Annotated in this window: 9 protein-coding genes; 3 read left to right on the forward strand and 6 right to left on the reverse strand. The window is 65.3% G+C overall.

Annotation, left to right across the window (positions count from 1 at the left end):
* Positions 1-33: 33 nt before the first annotated feature.
* Genes cyoD through cyoA form a run of 4 tightly spaced genes read right to left on the reverse strand, consistent with a single transcriptional unit; the run spans position 34 to position 4,275 of the window.
* Entirely contained in the window at positions 34-429 is a 396-nt protein-coding gene (gene cyoD / locus ACW177_RS10925) for a cytochrome o ubiquinol oxidase subunit IV (RefSeq protein ID WP_492025737.1), read from the reverse strand.
* Complete coding sequence (cyoC, locus tag ACW177_RS10930; RefSeq protein ID WP_492025738.1) at positions 426-1,055, reverse strand: cytochrome o ubiquinol oxidase subunit III; 630 nt, start codon at positions 1,053-1,055, stop codon at positions 426-428. The genes cyoD and cyoC overlap by 4 nt, the downstream gene beginning before the upstream one ends.
* 3 nt (positions 1,056-1,058) lie before the next feature.
* Positions 1,059-3,062, reverse strand: a complete 2,004-nt coding sequence (cyoB, locus tag ACW177_RS10935) for a cytochrome o ubiquinol oxidase subunit I (protein WP_492025739.1) — start codon at positions 3,060-3,062, stop codon at positions 1,059-1,061.
* A gap of 13 nt (positions 3,063-3,075) precedes the next feature.
* Positions 3,076-4,275 carry a ubiquinol oxidase subunit II gene (gene cyoA, locus ACW177_RS10940; protein WP_492025740.1) on the reverse strand — a complete coding sequence of 400 codons (1,200 nt, stop codon included), beginning with the start codon at positions 4,273-4,275 and terminating at the stop codon, positions 3,076-3,078.
* 213 nt (positions 4,276-4,488) lie between these two features.
* Here cyoA and ACW177_RS10945 point away from each other — a divergent pair, with 213 nt between their 5' ends.
* Positions 4,489-5,841, forward strand: coding sequence for an MFS transporter (locus ACW177_RS10945; protein ID WP_492025741.1), 1,353 nt, complete (start codon positions 4,489-4,491; stop codon positions 5,839-5,841).
* Positions 5,842-5,942: 101 nt separating this feature from the next.
* Here the strand turns inward: ACW177_RS10945 and ACW177_RS10950 are convergent, their stop codons facing one another.
* Positions 5,943-7,292, reverse strand: coding sequence for a glycoside hydrolase 5 family protein (locus tag ACW177_RS10950; RefSeq protein ID WP_492025742.1), 1,350 nt, complete (start codon positions 7,290-7,292; stop codon positions 5,943-5,945).
* A 52-nt stretch (positions 7,293-7,344) separates the two neighbouring features.
* On the reverse strand, positions 7,345-9,894 hold the full coding sequence (locus tag ACW177_RS10955) for a glycoside hydrolase family 3 protein (protein WP_492025743.1): 2,550 nt from the start codon (positions 9,892-9,894) through the stop codon (positions 7,345-7,347).
* A gap of 279 nt (positions 9,895-10,173) precedes the next feature.
* Here ACW177_RS10955 and ACW177_RS10960 point away from each other — a divergent pair, with 279 nt between their 5' ends.
* Together ACW177_RS10960 and ACW177_RS10965 are read left to right on the forward strand one after the other, a co-directional pair.
* Entirely contained in the window at positions 10,174-12,447 is a 2,274-nt protein-coding gene (locus tag ACW177_RS10960; protein WP_492025744.1) for a WD40/YVTN/BNR-like repeat-containing protein, read from the forward strand.
* Positions 12,444-14,063, forward strand: coding sequence for an alpha-L-fucosidase (locus tag ACW177_RS10965; RefSeq protein ID WP_492025745.1), 1,620 nt, complete (start codon positions 12,444-12,446; stop codon positions 14,061-14,063). Before ACW177_RS10960 ends, ACW177_RS10965 begins: the two co-directional genes overlap by 4 nt.
* The last annotated feature ends 12 nt before the right edge of the window (positions 14,064-14,075 follow it).

Raw genomic sequence — 14,075 nt, forward strand, 5'->3', positions numbered from 1 at the left:
ATCGCCCTTGATGACGGCCTCCGAACTGGGCGCCTAGGAGCCCATCCGGTTCATATCATGGCTGGTGGGCATCATGTTGGTGTTCAGGTGGTACATGACCCACAGCGAACCCGACAGGGCGATCACCACGACGATGATCGTGAAGATCAGGGCCAGCATGGTCCAGCCGCCTTCGGACTTCGAGTTCATGTGCAGGAAGTAGATCATGTGGACCACGATCTGCACCACTGCGAAGGCCATGACGATCAGCGCGGTGGCCTGGGCCGGCAGCACGCCGGTCATGACCAGCCAGAACGGGATGGCCGTCAGGATCACCGACAGCACAAAGCCGATCATATAGCTCTTGAAGGAGCCGTGATTGTGCGTCTCGTGGCCCAGATGGTCGGTGTCGTGCGACTCCGGCGAGTGGTCGTTCTTGTCGGCGCTCATCGAACCATGCCCAGCAGATAGACGAAGGTAAAGACGCCGATCCAGATGACGTCGAGGAAGTGCCAGAACATAGACAGGCACATCAGGCGGCGCTTGTTGGCCGGGATCAGGCCCTTCCAGCTGACCTGAACCATCAGCGTCACCAGCCAGATGATGCCGAAGGTCACGTGCAGGCCGTGGGTGCCGACCAGGGTGAAGAAGGCCGACAGGAAGGCGCTGCGTTGCGGCGTGGCGCCTTCATGGATCAGGTGCGCGAACTCGTAGAGTTCGATGCCCAGGAAGGCCAGGCCGAACAGGCCGGTGATGGCAAGCCAGACCAGAGTCTGGGTCTTCTTGTTCTGGTCCATCGCCAGCATGGCGAAGCCGTAGGTGATCGACGAGAACAGCAGCATGGCGGTGTTGACCGCCACCAGCTCCAGGTCGAACAGTTCCTTCGGCCCAGGCCCGGCGGCGAAGTTGCCGCCCAGGACGCCGAACACGGCGAACAGCATCGCAAAGATGAGGCAGTCGCTCATCAGATAGAGCCAGAAGCCCAGCATGGTGCTGGAGCCTTCTTCGTGATGCGGCTCTTCTTCCAGGTGGAAGACGTTCGGGTCGATCTCAGTCGCAGTCGCGGTCGCGCTCATGGATCAGGCCTCCGTTCCGGCCAGGGCGCGCGTACGCGCCTCTTCGGTCGCGCGAACCTCATCCTCGGGGATGTAGTAGTCGCGCTTGTAGTTGAAGGTATGGGCGATCGCGACCGCCAGCACGGCCACGAAGCTGAGCGCCGCCAGCCACCAGATGTACCAGACCAGGGCCAGACCCATCACCAGGCACAGACCGGACAGGATGACCCCCGTCCCCGTGTTCGAGGGCATGTGGATGGCGTGGTAGCCGGTCAGCGGACGCTGATAGCCCTTCTTCTTCATGTCCCACCAGGCGTCGGAATCGTGAATGACCGGCGTGGAGGCGAAGTTGTAGGCCGGCGGAGGCGAAGAGGTCGCCCACTCCAGAGTGCGGCCGCCCCAGGGGTCGCCCGTGGTGTCGCGCAGCTTGTCGCGATTGATGATCGAGACGGCGAACTGGACGAACATGGCGGCGATGCCCAGAGCGATGACGCCGGCGCCGATGGCCGCGATCACGAACCAGATCTGCAGCGACGGATCGTCGAACACGCGCATCCGGCGGGTGACGCCCATCAGGCCCAGGACATAGAGCGGTGCGAACGCCAGCCAGAAACCGGGCACCCAGCACCAGAAGCTGACCAGCCCCCAGAACTTGTCCAGCTTGAAGCCAAAGGCCTTGGGCCACCAGAAGTTGATGGCTGCGAACAGGCCGAACAGCACGCCGCCGATGATGACGTTGTGGAAGTGGGCGATCAGGAACAGCGAGTTGTGCAGCACGAAGTCAGCCGGCGGCACCGCCAGCAGCACGCCCGTCATGCCGCCGATGACGAAGGTCAGCATGAAGGCGACCAGCCACATCATCGGCAGTTCGAACCGGATGCGTCCACGGTACATCGTGAACAGCCAGTTGAAGATCTTCGCGCCCGTCGGGATCGAGATGATCATCGTCGTGATGCCGAAGAAGGAGTTCACCGACGCGCCCGAGCCCATGGTGAAGAAGTGGTGCAACCACACCAGGTACGACAGGATGGTGATGACGACCGTGGCGTAGACCATGGAGGTATAGCCGAACAGCTTCTTGCCCGAGAAGGTCGAGGCGATCTCGGAGTAGACGCCGAACAGCGGCAGGATCAGGATGTAGACTTCCGGGTGACCCCAGATCCAGATCAGGTTCACGTACATCATCGGGTTGCCGCCGAAGTCGTTCGTGAAGAAGTTGGTGCCGACGTACCGGTCCAGCGTCAGCAGGGCCAGAACGGCGGTCAGGACCGGGAAGGACGCCACGATCAGGACGTTGGTGCACAGCGAGGTCCAGGTGAAGATCGGCATCTTCATCATGCCCATGCCCGGCGCACGCATCTTCACGATGGTCGCGATCAGGTTGATCCCGGACAGGGTCGTGCCGACCCCCGCGATCTGTAGGCCCCAGATATAATAATCGACCCCGACGCCAGGGCTGTAGCCGATGCCCGACAGCGGCGGATAAGCCAGCCAGCCGGTCCGCGCGAACTCGCCCACGAACAGCGAGGCCATGATGATGACGGCGCCGGCCGTAGTCATCCAGAAGCTGAAGTTGTTCAGGAACGGGAATGACACGTCGCGCGCGCCGATCTGCAGCGGCACGGCGTAGTTCATGATGCCCGTAACCATGGGCATGGCCACGAAGAAGATCATGATCACGCCGTGGGCGGTGAAGACCTGATCATAGTGGTGGGCGTTCAGGTAACCTTCTGACCCGCCGAAGGCCATGGCCTGTTGCAGGCGCATCATGATGGCGTCGGCGAAGCCGCGGCAGAACATGATCAGACCCAGGATCATGTACATGATCCCGATCTTCTTGTGGTCCACGGTCGTGAACCATTCCTTCCAGAGGTAGCCCCAGAGCTTGAAATAGGTCAGGGCGCCGAACAGGGCGAGGCCGCCCAGGGCGACCACGATCATGGTCACGACCAAGATCGGCTCGTGCAAGGGCAAGGCCTCGGGCGTCAGCCGCCCGAAGATAAGGGGAATGAGAGTGTCAGCGTTCATCGACTGTGTTCGCTCAGGCGTTGGGGGAGGAACGGACGTCGGTCGAAACCGCCCCCGTCGATTGTTGTGAGGTGGAAAGCGACGCCATAGGCAGGCCCAGCCCCGTTAGCGGCGCCAGGCTGACCGGGGCGCTGACCGTCTCCAGTTCAGCGCGACGGATCCGGTCGGCAGCCGCGGCTTCGGCCTGAAGCGGGGTGCAGATCGTCATGACATAACTGTCGTTCGAGCCGAAGATGGCGGCGTTCTTCCCGCGCCCAGCGTACTTGTCATAGACCAGCGGCATGGTGTTGCGGATCGAGGCCATGGTCAGACCGCCCTTACGGTCGATCTCCATCATCTCGCCCATGCACATCTTGCCCGGCTCGACGCACATGTTGAGGATGGCGTCCCACAGACCGCCATCGACGGCGGAGAAGCGCATGACGGGAACCTTCTCGCTGGGCTTTTCCAGCTCGAGGTAACGTTCGCGATCCAGCGGCTGACCGCCGCGACGAACGCCGGCGATCCAGCCGTCGAAGCCCGCCCGATCCATGCCGTGGAACTTGAACCGCATGTTCGAGAAGCCGTCGCCGGAATAGTTGGCCGACAGGCCCTGGTACTCGCCCGGACGGTTGATGACGGCGTGCAGCTTCGTCTCCATGCCCGGCATGGCGTAGATCTGGCCGGCCAGGGCGGGAATGTAGAAGGAGTTCATCACCGAGGACGAGGTGATGTGGAAACGGATCGGGCGATCAACGGGCGCGGCCAGTTCATTGACGGTGGCGACGCCGTATTGGGGATAGATGAACAGCCACTTCCAATCGAGCGCAACCACATTGACCTGCAGCGGCTCGACATTCTCGGCGACGGGCTGCCCCGGCTTGATCCGGTCGATCGGACGATAGGGGTCCAGCAGGTGGGTCCCGGCCCAGGTCAGGGCGCCCAGGCAGATGATGATCAGCAGCGGCGCGGCCCAGATCACCACTTCCAGATGGGTCGAGTGATCCCAGTCGGGGCGATATTCCGCCTCGGTGTTCGACGCGCGGTACTTCCAGGCGAAGAAGACGGTCAGCGCCATCACCGGCACGATGATCAGCAGCATCAGCAGGGTGGAGACCATCAGCAGGTCGCCCTGCTGCTGGGCGACATCGCCCGCGGGCTTCAGTACGACCAGGTTGCAGGCCGACAGCAGCGCCACCATGGGCACGAGCAGAAGTAGGCGCAGACGGCGCAAGGCGGCTCCAATCGGGAAACGTCGGACCATGGGGAGGAGTCGCGACGGTTGGCGTTCGAATTGCGCCCGATAGTCAGCTTCGGTCAGGAGCGACATTGGACAATCTGTCCTATCCTCATGTGGCGACTTTCATCGCAAAGGGCGCGCGGTCATAATGCGGCATTACCGCCGTACACTCAAATCCCCCTAGTTTAAACGGAGCGATCCCAGCCCATGTCCGTCTCGACGACCCCTTCGTCAGAGTCGCTGGAACGCGACGCCGCCGCCCTCCACGACGATCATGGCAAGGTGGATCCCGGCGAAATCGCCATCGGCGTGATCATTGGCCGCACCTCGGAGTTCTTTGACTTCTTCGTGTACGCCATCGCCTCCGTGGTCGTGTTCCCGCAATTGATCTTCCCGTTCGCGGGACCGATCGGCGGCACGCTGCTTTCATTCGCTGTTTTCGCCCTCGCCTTCCTGGCGCGTCCGCTGGGCACCGCCCTCTTCATCGCCATCGACCAGAAGTTCGGGCGCGGCGCCAAGCTGACCATCGCCCTGTTCCTGCTGGGCACCTCGACCGTCGCGGTCGCCTTCCTGCCCGGCTATGAAACCATCGGCATCGCCGCCGCCGTATTGTTGGCCGTCTTCCGCATCGGTCAGGGCGTGGCTCTGGGCGGCGCCTGGGACGGACTGGCGTCTCTGCTGGCCCTGAACGCGCCGGAAAATCGTCGCGGCTGGTATGCAATGATCCCCCAACTGGGCGCGCCCATCGGCCTGATCGTCGCTTCGGCTCTGTTCGCCTTCTTCCTGAACTCCCTGTCGGCGGCGGACTTCCTCGACTGGGGCTGGCGCTATCCGTTCTTCGTGGCCTTCGCCATCAACGTCGTGGCGCTGTTCGCGCGCCTGCGTATCGTCGTGACGCCCAGCTTCCAGAAGATGTTCGAAACGCGAGAACTGCAGCCCACGCCGGTTCACACCGCCATCAAGGCGGAAGGCCCCCGCATCGCCATCGGCGCCTTCGCGCCCCTGGCCAGCTTCGCCATGTTCCACATGGTCACCGTCTTCCCGCTGTCGTGGGTCTTCCTGTTCACCCAGGAGACGCCGGTGCGGTTCCTGCTGATCGAGATGGTCGGCGCAGTCTTCGGCCTGCTGGCTATTCTCGCCTCCGGCCTTTTGGCCGACCGCTTCGGCCGTCGCTCGCTTCTGGCCGCCACGGCGGCGGGCATCGCCGCCTTCTCGGGCTTCGCGCCTCAACTGCTGAACGGCGGCGCGGTCGGGGAGCTGGTCTTCATGATCTCCGGCTTCATCCTGCTGGGCCTCTCGTTCGGCCAGGCCTCAGGTCCGGTGGCGTCCAGCTTCTCTCTGGCCAACCGCTACACCGCCTCGGCCCTGACGTCCGACCTGGCCTGGCTGTTCGGCGCCGGCTTCGCGCCCCTCGTCGCCCTGTGGATCTCCAGCCAGTTCGGCCTGATCGCGGCCGGCGCCTATCTGTTGTCAGGCGCGGTTCTGACCCTGGTCGCCCTGTGGCTCAACAGAGAGCTGGCGCGCAGTTCTTCGGACAAGGCCCGCATCGCCAAGAGCTGACGCAAGCTTTCGCTGAACATCAGCCCCGGTCTCGCCGCAAAGCGAGGCCGGGGTTTTTCTTTGGGGGTTATGCGTGGGCGACAGACCCGCGCCGCAGATCTTCAGCCAATGATGGCGCGAAGCGCAGCGGCTTGCTCGCGCACCAGGGCCCGCGTCGAATGATCGGTGTCGAACACGCCGTACCAGCCCTGGGGCTCGTGCGGCGGGTCGCCCAGCCAGGCGCTGTCGCCGTCGTGGAAGCGGAAGTCCGGATTGCGCGTGCGTCCCTCGCCGTTCCAGGCCCAGAAGTTCGAGCCGGCCAGCGGCCCGTTCGCCCGGGCGTCGGCCAGGACCGCCGCATGGATGTCGGCATAGAAGCCGTCGCGCAGCGTGGTGGGCGCGGAGGGGGCGTACAGGTCGCCGTCACGCGGATAGCCGAACTCCTCGATCACCAGCGGCTTGTCCAGTTGGTGGGCGAACCCGATGTGCTGGTTCACATAGTCGATCGCCATGGCGCGGGCGTGGGCGTCGTCGGTTCCCGCCATGTCCTTGCGGTCCAGCCAGCTCCAATTCGCCGGCCAGACATGGGCGGTCAGATAGTCGATGTCGGCCGAACGACAGCTGTCCATCACCACGTCGGCGCGCTCTGAGGAGCCCTTCAGCCCTTCCCCGCCGGTCGAAACGAGTTGGTGAGGCGCCAGCGACTTGATCAGCCGGGCCGTGCCGTTGATCCAGGCGTAGAAGGCGGGAAGATTGTCCAGAGCGACCTGCGCTCCGCCGCCCGCGCGCGGCTCATTAGCCAGTTGCCAGGCCATGATGGTCGGATCATCGGCATAGGCCACGCCGCTGATCGTGTTGGTGCGGCCGACCACCGCCCGGACATAGTCGTGATAGAGAGCGACGGCGTCTTCGCTGCGGTAGAATCCCGCGTTGAAGTCGGGAAACTCAGGCCAGGGATGGGCCGGGTCGTTCATGTTGATATAGCGACCGCCGTTGACCCAGGAGAGATAGGTCATCATCCCGCCCGACCATTCCCAGAAGTTGGTCAGATACAGGACCGCCTTCATGCCGCGCCGGCCCATCTCGACCAGGGTTTGGTCCAGTCCGATCAGGAGGGTCTCGTTGTAGACCGTCGTCTGGTCGCGGAAAGCGGGGCGGACCGAATTGGTCAGCGGCGAAAGTTCGGCCGAGGCGGCGATCCGAAGATTGGTCACGCCATCAGCCGCCAGGGCGTCCAACTCGCGCGCCAGACGCCCCCGGTCGCCATAGTCGGCATCCACGCCCAGCCAGGCCAGATACCAGGCGTTGGCGCCGACGAACCGATAGGGCCGGCCATCCAGCATCAGCCTGATTCCGTCACGCGTCACGAACCCGCGGGCCGGCGCCATGCGGCCGCCGGCCGACGCCGCGCCTGACTTCAGGGCCAGGGTCAGAGCGGCGGTCGCGGCCAGGACCGCGCGGCGGTTCAGCATAAAACTGCCTGTCGGCGCCTGGCCCATTGCGTTTGCTCGCTTCAGCCCGACGTCAGGTTGCCGGACAGATGGCGTCCCCCTCATTGGACCCTAGACGAATATCCTCGACCGTCACGCCGAAACCTCCTGCGGCGCTCAGGCCCCAGGGTTGATCAGCGGCGGCCAGGTTCGCCCCTGCGTCGCGCAGACATGACAATCGAACCTTCAGCGTCCGCCACTGACCGAGCGGCGCCGCGTTGAACAGAGCGGTCACATCGACCTTGCCCTCGCCGAGGGTCAGCATGACAGGCCCCGTAGGCCGGGCGTCGACCCGGTAGCGGAAGACAAGCGCCATCTCGCCATTGGCTTGACGGGTCAGATCCACCGGCTTGGCGGCGATCAAGGCGTGACCGCCGATCGGCCCGAAGGTCAGGGCGCGAGCGGACTCCTGCCCTGCCCCATCGGCGGACCGGACACTGACGCCGCCGCGCGGGCTGGCGCCGCTGCTCTCGTTTCCGAGGCGGAACTCGCCGCCGGCGTCTCGCAGCATCAGCGACCAGGGCGCAACGAAACGGCCATCGACGAAATAGCGATCGATGCTGCCGATCTCGCCCGCAACTCCGCTCTCTTCGGACAGGACGCCGACCCGCCCGCCCTGGGCATAGGTCAGGCCGTAGCCGTAGGCGAACTGGGGATCATAGCCCGGCTGCCCGACGTTCAGCGGTTCGCCCTTGGCGTTCTTGGGCCAGCTGAACGACAGCTTGCCATTGAAGTCGGTGCGAGGCTTGCCCGCAGCGTCGCCGATCAGGACGTCGGCCACGCCGCCGCCTTCCGTGCCCGGCAGCCAGGCGGCGACAAAGGCGTCAGAGGCGTTGATCTCAGGGTTGGTCCACATCGGCCGGCCGGACAGGAAGACCGAGACGGTCGGAATACCAGCAGCCTTGAGGCGCTTCAGAGTCTCCAGCGGCTCGGTGGGCAGGAAGTCCAGCGTATCGACGTCGCCCTGGAACTCGGCATAGGGGGTCTCGCCGAAGACGACGATGGCCACATCGGGCTTGTCGGTGAAGGCGCCGTCAGCGCTCAGGGTCGCCGTGCCGCCGCCGGCCGCAACCGCTTCCTGGATGCCGCTCCAGATCGACTGGCCGTTCGGGAAGTCGGCGTTGGTGTTGCCCGTGCCCTGCCAGGTCAGGGTCCAGCCGCCCGAAGCCTGGCCGATATCGTCGGCATGACCGGCGACCAGGACGCGCGCACCGGACCGGATCGGCAGGACCGAGCCCTCGTTCTTCAGCAGCACCAGCGATTTGCGCACCGCCTCACGGGCGATGGCGCGGTGAGCGGGCGAGCCCAGTTCGTTCAGATGACCCTCGACCGGTCGGCTGTCGGCGAACAGGCCGGTCTTGACCTTGACCCGCAGGATCCGACGCACGGCCTCGTCCAGCCGCGCCATCGGGATCTCGCCCGACCGCACCTGGGCCAGGGTGTTCTGATACAGCGGCTTCCAGCTGTCGGGGGCCATGAACATGTCGATCCCGGCGTTGAAGGCCAGGGCGCAGCTCTCGTTCGAACAGCCGGGCAGTTGCCCATGGGCGTTCCAGTCGGACACGACGAAACCGTCGAAGCCCAGCGGTCCGCGCAGCACGTCCGTCAGGATCGTCTCGTTGCCGGAATGTTTGACGCCGTTCCAGCTGGAGAAGCTGGCCATGATCGACAGGACGCCGGCGTCGATCGCTTGGGGGTAGCCGGACAGATGGGTGCGGATCAGTTCCTGTTCCGTGCCGGCGAAATCGCCCTGGTCATGACCGCCCGTGGTGCCGCCATCGGCCAGGAAATGCTTGGCTGAGCCGGCGATATGGCCCGGCGTCAGCGGATGATCGGCGGAAAGCGAGCCTTGCAGGCCCAAGGTCATCGGACCGGCGTAGCTCTGGGCGACTTCGGGATTTTCACCATAGCCTTCATAGGCGCGGCCCCAACGGTCATCCTGAGGCACAGCCAGGGTCGGACCGAAGGTCCAGTCGGCGCCAGTCACGGCGACTTCCAGCGCCGTCGCCGCACCGATGCGCCGGATCAGATCGGGATCACGCATGGCGCCCAGGCCGCTGTTGTGCGGGAAGATGGTCGCGCCGACGATGTTGTTATGCCCGTGGACGGCGTCGATGCCGTAGATCATCGGGATCTTGGCGCCCGGACGCTGGGCCACCGCCGCGCGGAAGGCCTGGGCCAGCTCGACCCATTTCTGAGCCGAGGCGCGCTCGTCTCCGCCCGGTGAGGAGTTGCCGCCGGCCAGGATCGATCCCAGCGGATAGGTCAGCAGATCTTCGGGCTTGATCGAGGCGATGTCAGCCTGAATCGTCTGGCCGACCTTCTCCTCCAGCGTCATCTTCGCCATCAGTTCGGTGACGAAGGCCTCGGTGGCGGCGTCCGACATGGCGGCGGGGGATGCGGCATGTGGCCACAGGTCGGGATGGGCCCGGCTGGCGTCGGTGACGATTGTCTCCGACGGCTTCACATAGTTGATCGGCGTCGATTGCGAGGTGGTCGTGGCGCAAGCGCCCGCCGCAAGAGCGAAGCTCAACGCCATGATGGATACGGCGTTGCGGCGAGAAGTCAGGAAGCGCGGGGTCATGTCGGGTCCGTCCATTCGGCGGGCGAGAAACTGGGCGCGAAAAGCCCGGTGCGGCCTTCAGACCGCACCGGAAGTTCGCTCAGGGTGCAAAAGATCAGTCGTCTCGGACGCGCGGGCGGGCGAAATCCCTTAGAACTCAAGCCTCCCTCCCGCACGTCGTTGGCCGACGTTGATTTTCACCGGCGCAACTTGATGCACCCATGACAATGCTGTCAACTGGAATAAGTTAGCGCTACCACAAACGGACCGTCAGACGTCCGAGTTCTAGGGAGAAACGGCATGACGAACGGAATCACGCGACGGGCGGCGGGCGTTCTGACGCTCGGAATTGCGACGGCGCTGGTCCCGCTCAGCGCCGTGTCGCAGGCCGAACCGAAAGGGGCAAACTATCGGTGGCGCAATGTGAAGGTCGGCGCCGGCGGCTTCATACCCGGCATTGTGTTCAGCCGTGTCGAGCAAGGCCTGGCCTACGCTCGGTCGGACATGGGCGGCGCCTATCGTTTCGACGCCGCCGCTGGACAGTGGCGGCCGTTACAGGATTCCAGTCCCCTGTCCGCCGATTTCGGCGTCGAGAGCATAGCCGCTGACCCCGTCGACGCGGACGTGGTCCATATGGCGGTGGGGGTCCATCGGGGCGATCCGGGCGCGATGCTGCGCTCTGATGATCGGGGCGAGACCTGGTCGCGGGTCGAGGTTCCTTTCCGCATGGGCGGCAATGAAGATGGCCGAGGGCTCGGCGAGCGATTGGCCATCGACCCAAACGACAATCAGATCCTCTATTTCGGCTCGCGGCACGACGGATTGCAGACCTCGACCGACGGCGGCCATAGCTGGGCCAAGGTCGATAGCTTCCCCCAGAAAGGCCTAGGTCTGCCGACTGGTCGTGAGACGCACGGCGGCCTCAGCTTCGTGATTTTCGATCCCCGCAGCGGTTCCAGAGGGCGGCGGTCTCAGACCCTGTTCGTGGGCGTCGCCGATCCGCATGAGTACGCCCTCTATCGCTCCGACGATGCGGGCCAAACTTGGCGGCCGGTCGAAGGCGGCCCCCACGCCGAACTGTCGGCGGCCAAGGCTGAGTTGGACGACCGGGGCGTGCTATACGTCACCTGCACCCTGGGCATAGGTCCCAACGGCGTCACCGACGGCGCGGTTTGGCGGCTGGACACGAACACAGGCGATTGGACCGATATCACCCCGCCTCGCCCTCTCGGCGGTTTCATGGGGGTTGCGGTGGACCGCCAGCGGCCGGACGTGTTGATGGTCTCGACCCTGAACCGGTGGCGACCTGGAGATACGATCTGGCGCAGCACCGACGACGGCAAGACCTGGATCAGCCTTCGGGAGGCGGCCCGTCACGACGTCAGCGCCACCCCTTATCTGAACTGGGGCAACGACAAGCCCGACTTCGGCTGGTGGATCGCCGCCCTGGCTCTGGATCCGTTCGACAGTGACCGGCTGGTCTATGCGACCGGCGCGACCGTCTATGAGACGCGCAATCTGTCGGCGGCGGACGCGGGCCGCCCGACTGACTGGAGGCCCTGGGTCGAGGGCATCGAGCAGACGGCGGTGATCACCCTGATCAGCCCCCCGGTCGGGCCGCAGCTTCTGACAGGGTTCGGCGACATCTCCGGCTTCGCCCACGAAGACCTGACCCGGTCGCCGGATTTGCAGTTCACCACCCCCGTCTTCGCCAACACCAACCAGATCGACTACGCCGGCGCAGCGCCCGAGATCGTGGTGCGCAGCGGTACGCCTCATGAAGGCGTCGGCTCAGAAGGCCACGACGGCTCGACCCTGGCCTGGTCCGCCGATGCAGGGCGCAGTTGGAAGCCCCTGGGCCGCCCCCGTCCAGCCTCGGGCACATCCGCGACGTCGCCGGACAACCCGCACATGAACCTGTACCGTGACGCCCCGATCACCGTTTCGGCAGATGGAGCGACCTTCGTGCTGGCGACGCCGCAGACGGCCTGGTCGGACGACCGGGGCGCCAGTTGGCGACCGTGTCTTGGCCTGCCGCCGCTGCTGCGTCCGGTTGCGGACCGCAAGGACGCCGGCCTGTTCTACGCCCTGGATTTCCAAACCGGCGACTGGTTCGTCAGCGTGGACCAGGCGCGCAGCTTCGCGCCCGTGCCGTCACGCGGCCTGCCCGACGTCTCGGCTGACCGGCCGACCTGGCGCGAGCAGGCCTTTCCGCTGAAGGCTACGCCCGGCCATGACGGCGACCTGTGGTTCGTCTCCCGCTCCGGGCTTTACAACAGCCGGGACGGCGGCCAGAATTTCGACCGGATCGACGGTGGGCTGGCAGTAGAGATGCTGGACTTCGGCAAGCCGCCGGCAGGATCGCCCTATCCCGCCCTGTTCGCCATAGGGACGCAGGGGGCGATCCGCGGCGTCTTCCGCTCCGACGACCGGGGTCGGTCGTGGGTCCGGGTCAATGATGACCGCCATGAATACGGTCGCCGCTATCGCGCCATCGCGGGCGATCCCAGGGTGTTCGGCCGCGTCTATGTGGCCACCGACGGACGCGGCGTCGTCTATGGAGAACCGGCATGAACCTGTCACGACGCGGACTTCTGGGGGCGGGCGCCTCAGCTTCGATGTTGGGCGCCTGCGCCACGACGTCGGGCGAGATCGCGTCCGGCCCGTTCAAGCCGACTTGGGACAGCCTGATTGACGGCTACAAGACGCCGGACTGGTTCCGCGATGCCAAGTTCGGCATCTGGTCCCACTGGGGTCCCCAGTGCGTGCCTGAGTTCGGCGATTGGTACGGCCGACTGATGTATATCCAGGGCCATCCCTTCTACGAACACCACGTCGCAACCTACGGCCATCCCAGCCGGTTCGGCTTCATGGAGTTGATCAATCAGTGGAGGACCGACCAGTGGGACCCCGAGGGTCTGCTAGACCTCTATCAGGCGGCGGGCGCCCGCTACATCATGTCGATGGCCAACCATCACGACAATCTGGACCTGTTCGACAGCGCCCATCACGACTGGAACGTGATGCGGGTCGGGCCGAAGCGCGACATCGTCGGGACCTGGGAGAAGGCGGTGCGGGCGCGGGGCCTTAGGTTCGCCGTGTCGAACCATGCCGCCCATGCCTGGCACTGGTGGCAGACCGCCTATGGCTATGACGCCGAAGGTCCGCTGAAGGGCGTCCGCTATGACGCCGCGCGCCTGACCAAGGCCGACGGGGCAGGCAAATGGTGGGACGGGCTGGACCCGCAAGAACTCTACACCGGCCCGACCTTCGCCCCGCCCGACGGAATCGGCTCCATCGCCGAGATGGACGCCTGGCACGAGGCCCGCGACCGCCAGTGGATTGAGACGCCGCCGGCGAACAACCCCGCTTTCGTCCGATCCTGGGTGGCGCGGCAGCGCGACCTGATCACGAAATACCGTCCGGACATGGTCTATTTCGACAACTACGGCCTGCCGCTGGGGCAGTATGGGCTGGAGGCGACCGCCGAATACTACAACGCCTCACTGGCGTGGCGCGGCGAGTTGCCGGTCGTCAACGGCAAACGGCTGGACGAGCGTCAGCGCAAGGGCATCGTCGAGACGGTGGAGCGCGGCTTCTCGGACAGTCTGAAGCCGGAGCCCTGGCAGACCGACACCTGTATCGGCGACTGGCACTACAACCGCGGCCGTTACACCAGCCACTCTTACGTTCCCGCGCACAGCGTGATCCAGCGCCTGGTGGACGTGGTGTCGAAGAACGGCAATCTGATGCTGAACATTCCTCAGCGGGGCGACGGTTCCATCGACAGCGACGAACGCCAGATCCTGACCGACATCGCCGCCTGGATGAAGATCAACGGCGAGGCCATCTTCGACACCCGCCCCTGGCGCATCTACGGCGAGGGGCCGACGACAGTGGTCGCGGGTATGCACGGCGAGGGCGCGGCGCGGCCGTGGACCGGCCAGGACATCCGCTTCACCACCAAGGGGCAGTCTCTGTACGCCTTCGCTCTCGACTGGCCGCAAGACCGCAAGATGCAGATCCACGCCCTGACGCCGCAGGCAGGCCGGGTCGAGGCCGTCGAGCTATTGGGCGGCCCCGCCCTGCCCTTCCGGCAAACCGATCAGGGCCTGGTCATCGACCTGCCGGAGGCGCGACCGGTGGCCGTTGCACCGGCGGTGCGTTTGCGGGGCGCGGGTCTGGTCTGAACTCGCCCCCAA

Source organism: Brevundimonas sp. AVps23W, assembly GCF_058681395.1.

Bases quoted from the DNA above. Each gene is read 5' to 3' on its own strand.
- cyoD (WP_492025737.1), bottom strand. From the start codon at position 429: ATGAGCGCCGACAAGAACGACCACTCGCCGGAGTCGCACGACACCGAC.
- cyoC (WP_492025738.1), bottom strand. From the start codon at position 1,055: ATGAGCGCGACCGCGACTGCGACTGAGATCGACCCGAACGTCTTCCAC.
- cyoB (WP_492025739.1), bottom strand. From the start codon at position 3,062: ATGAACGCTGACACTCTCATTCCCCTTATCTTCGGGCGGCTGACGCCC.
- ACW177_RS10945 (WP_492025741.1), top strand. From the start codon at position 4,489: ATGTCCGTCTCGACGACCCCTTCGTCAGAGTCGCTGGAACGCGACGCC.
- ACW177_RS10950 (WP_492025742.1), bottom strand. From the start codon at position 7,292: ATGCTGAACCGCCGCGCGGTCCTGGCCGCGACCGCCGCTCTGACCCTG.
- ACW177_RS10955 (WP_492025743.1), bottom strand. From the start codon at position 9,894: ATGACCCCGCGCTTCCTGACTTCTCGCCGCAACGCCGTATCCATCATG.
- ACW177_RS10960 (WP_492025744.1), top strand. From the start codon at position 10,174: ATGACGAACGGAATCACGCGACGGGCGGCGGGCGTTCTGACGCTCGGA.
- ACW177_RS10965 (WP_492025745.1), top strand. From the start codon at position 12,444: ATGAACCTGTCACGACGCGGACTTCTGGGGGCGGGCGCCTCAGCTTCG.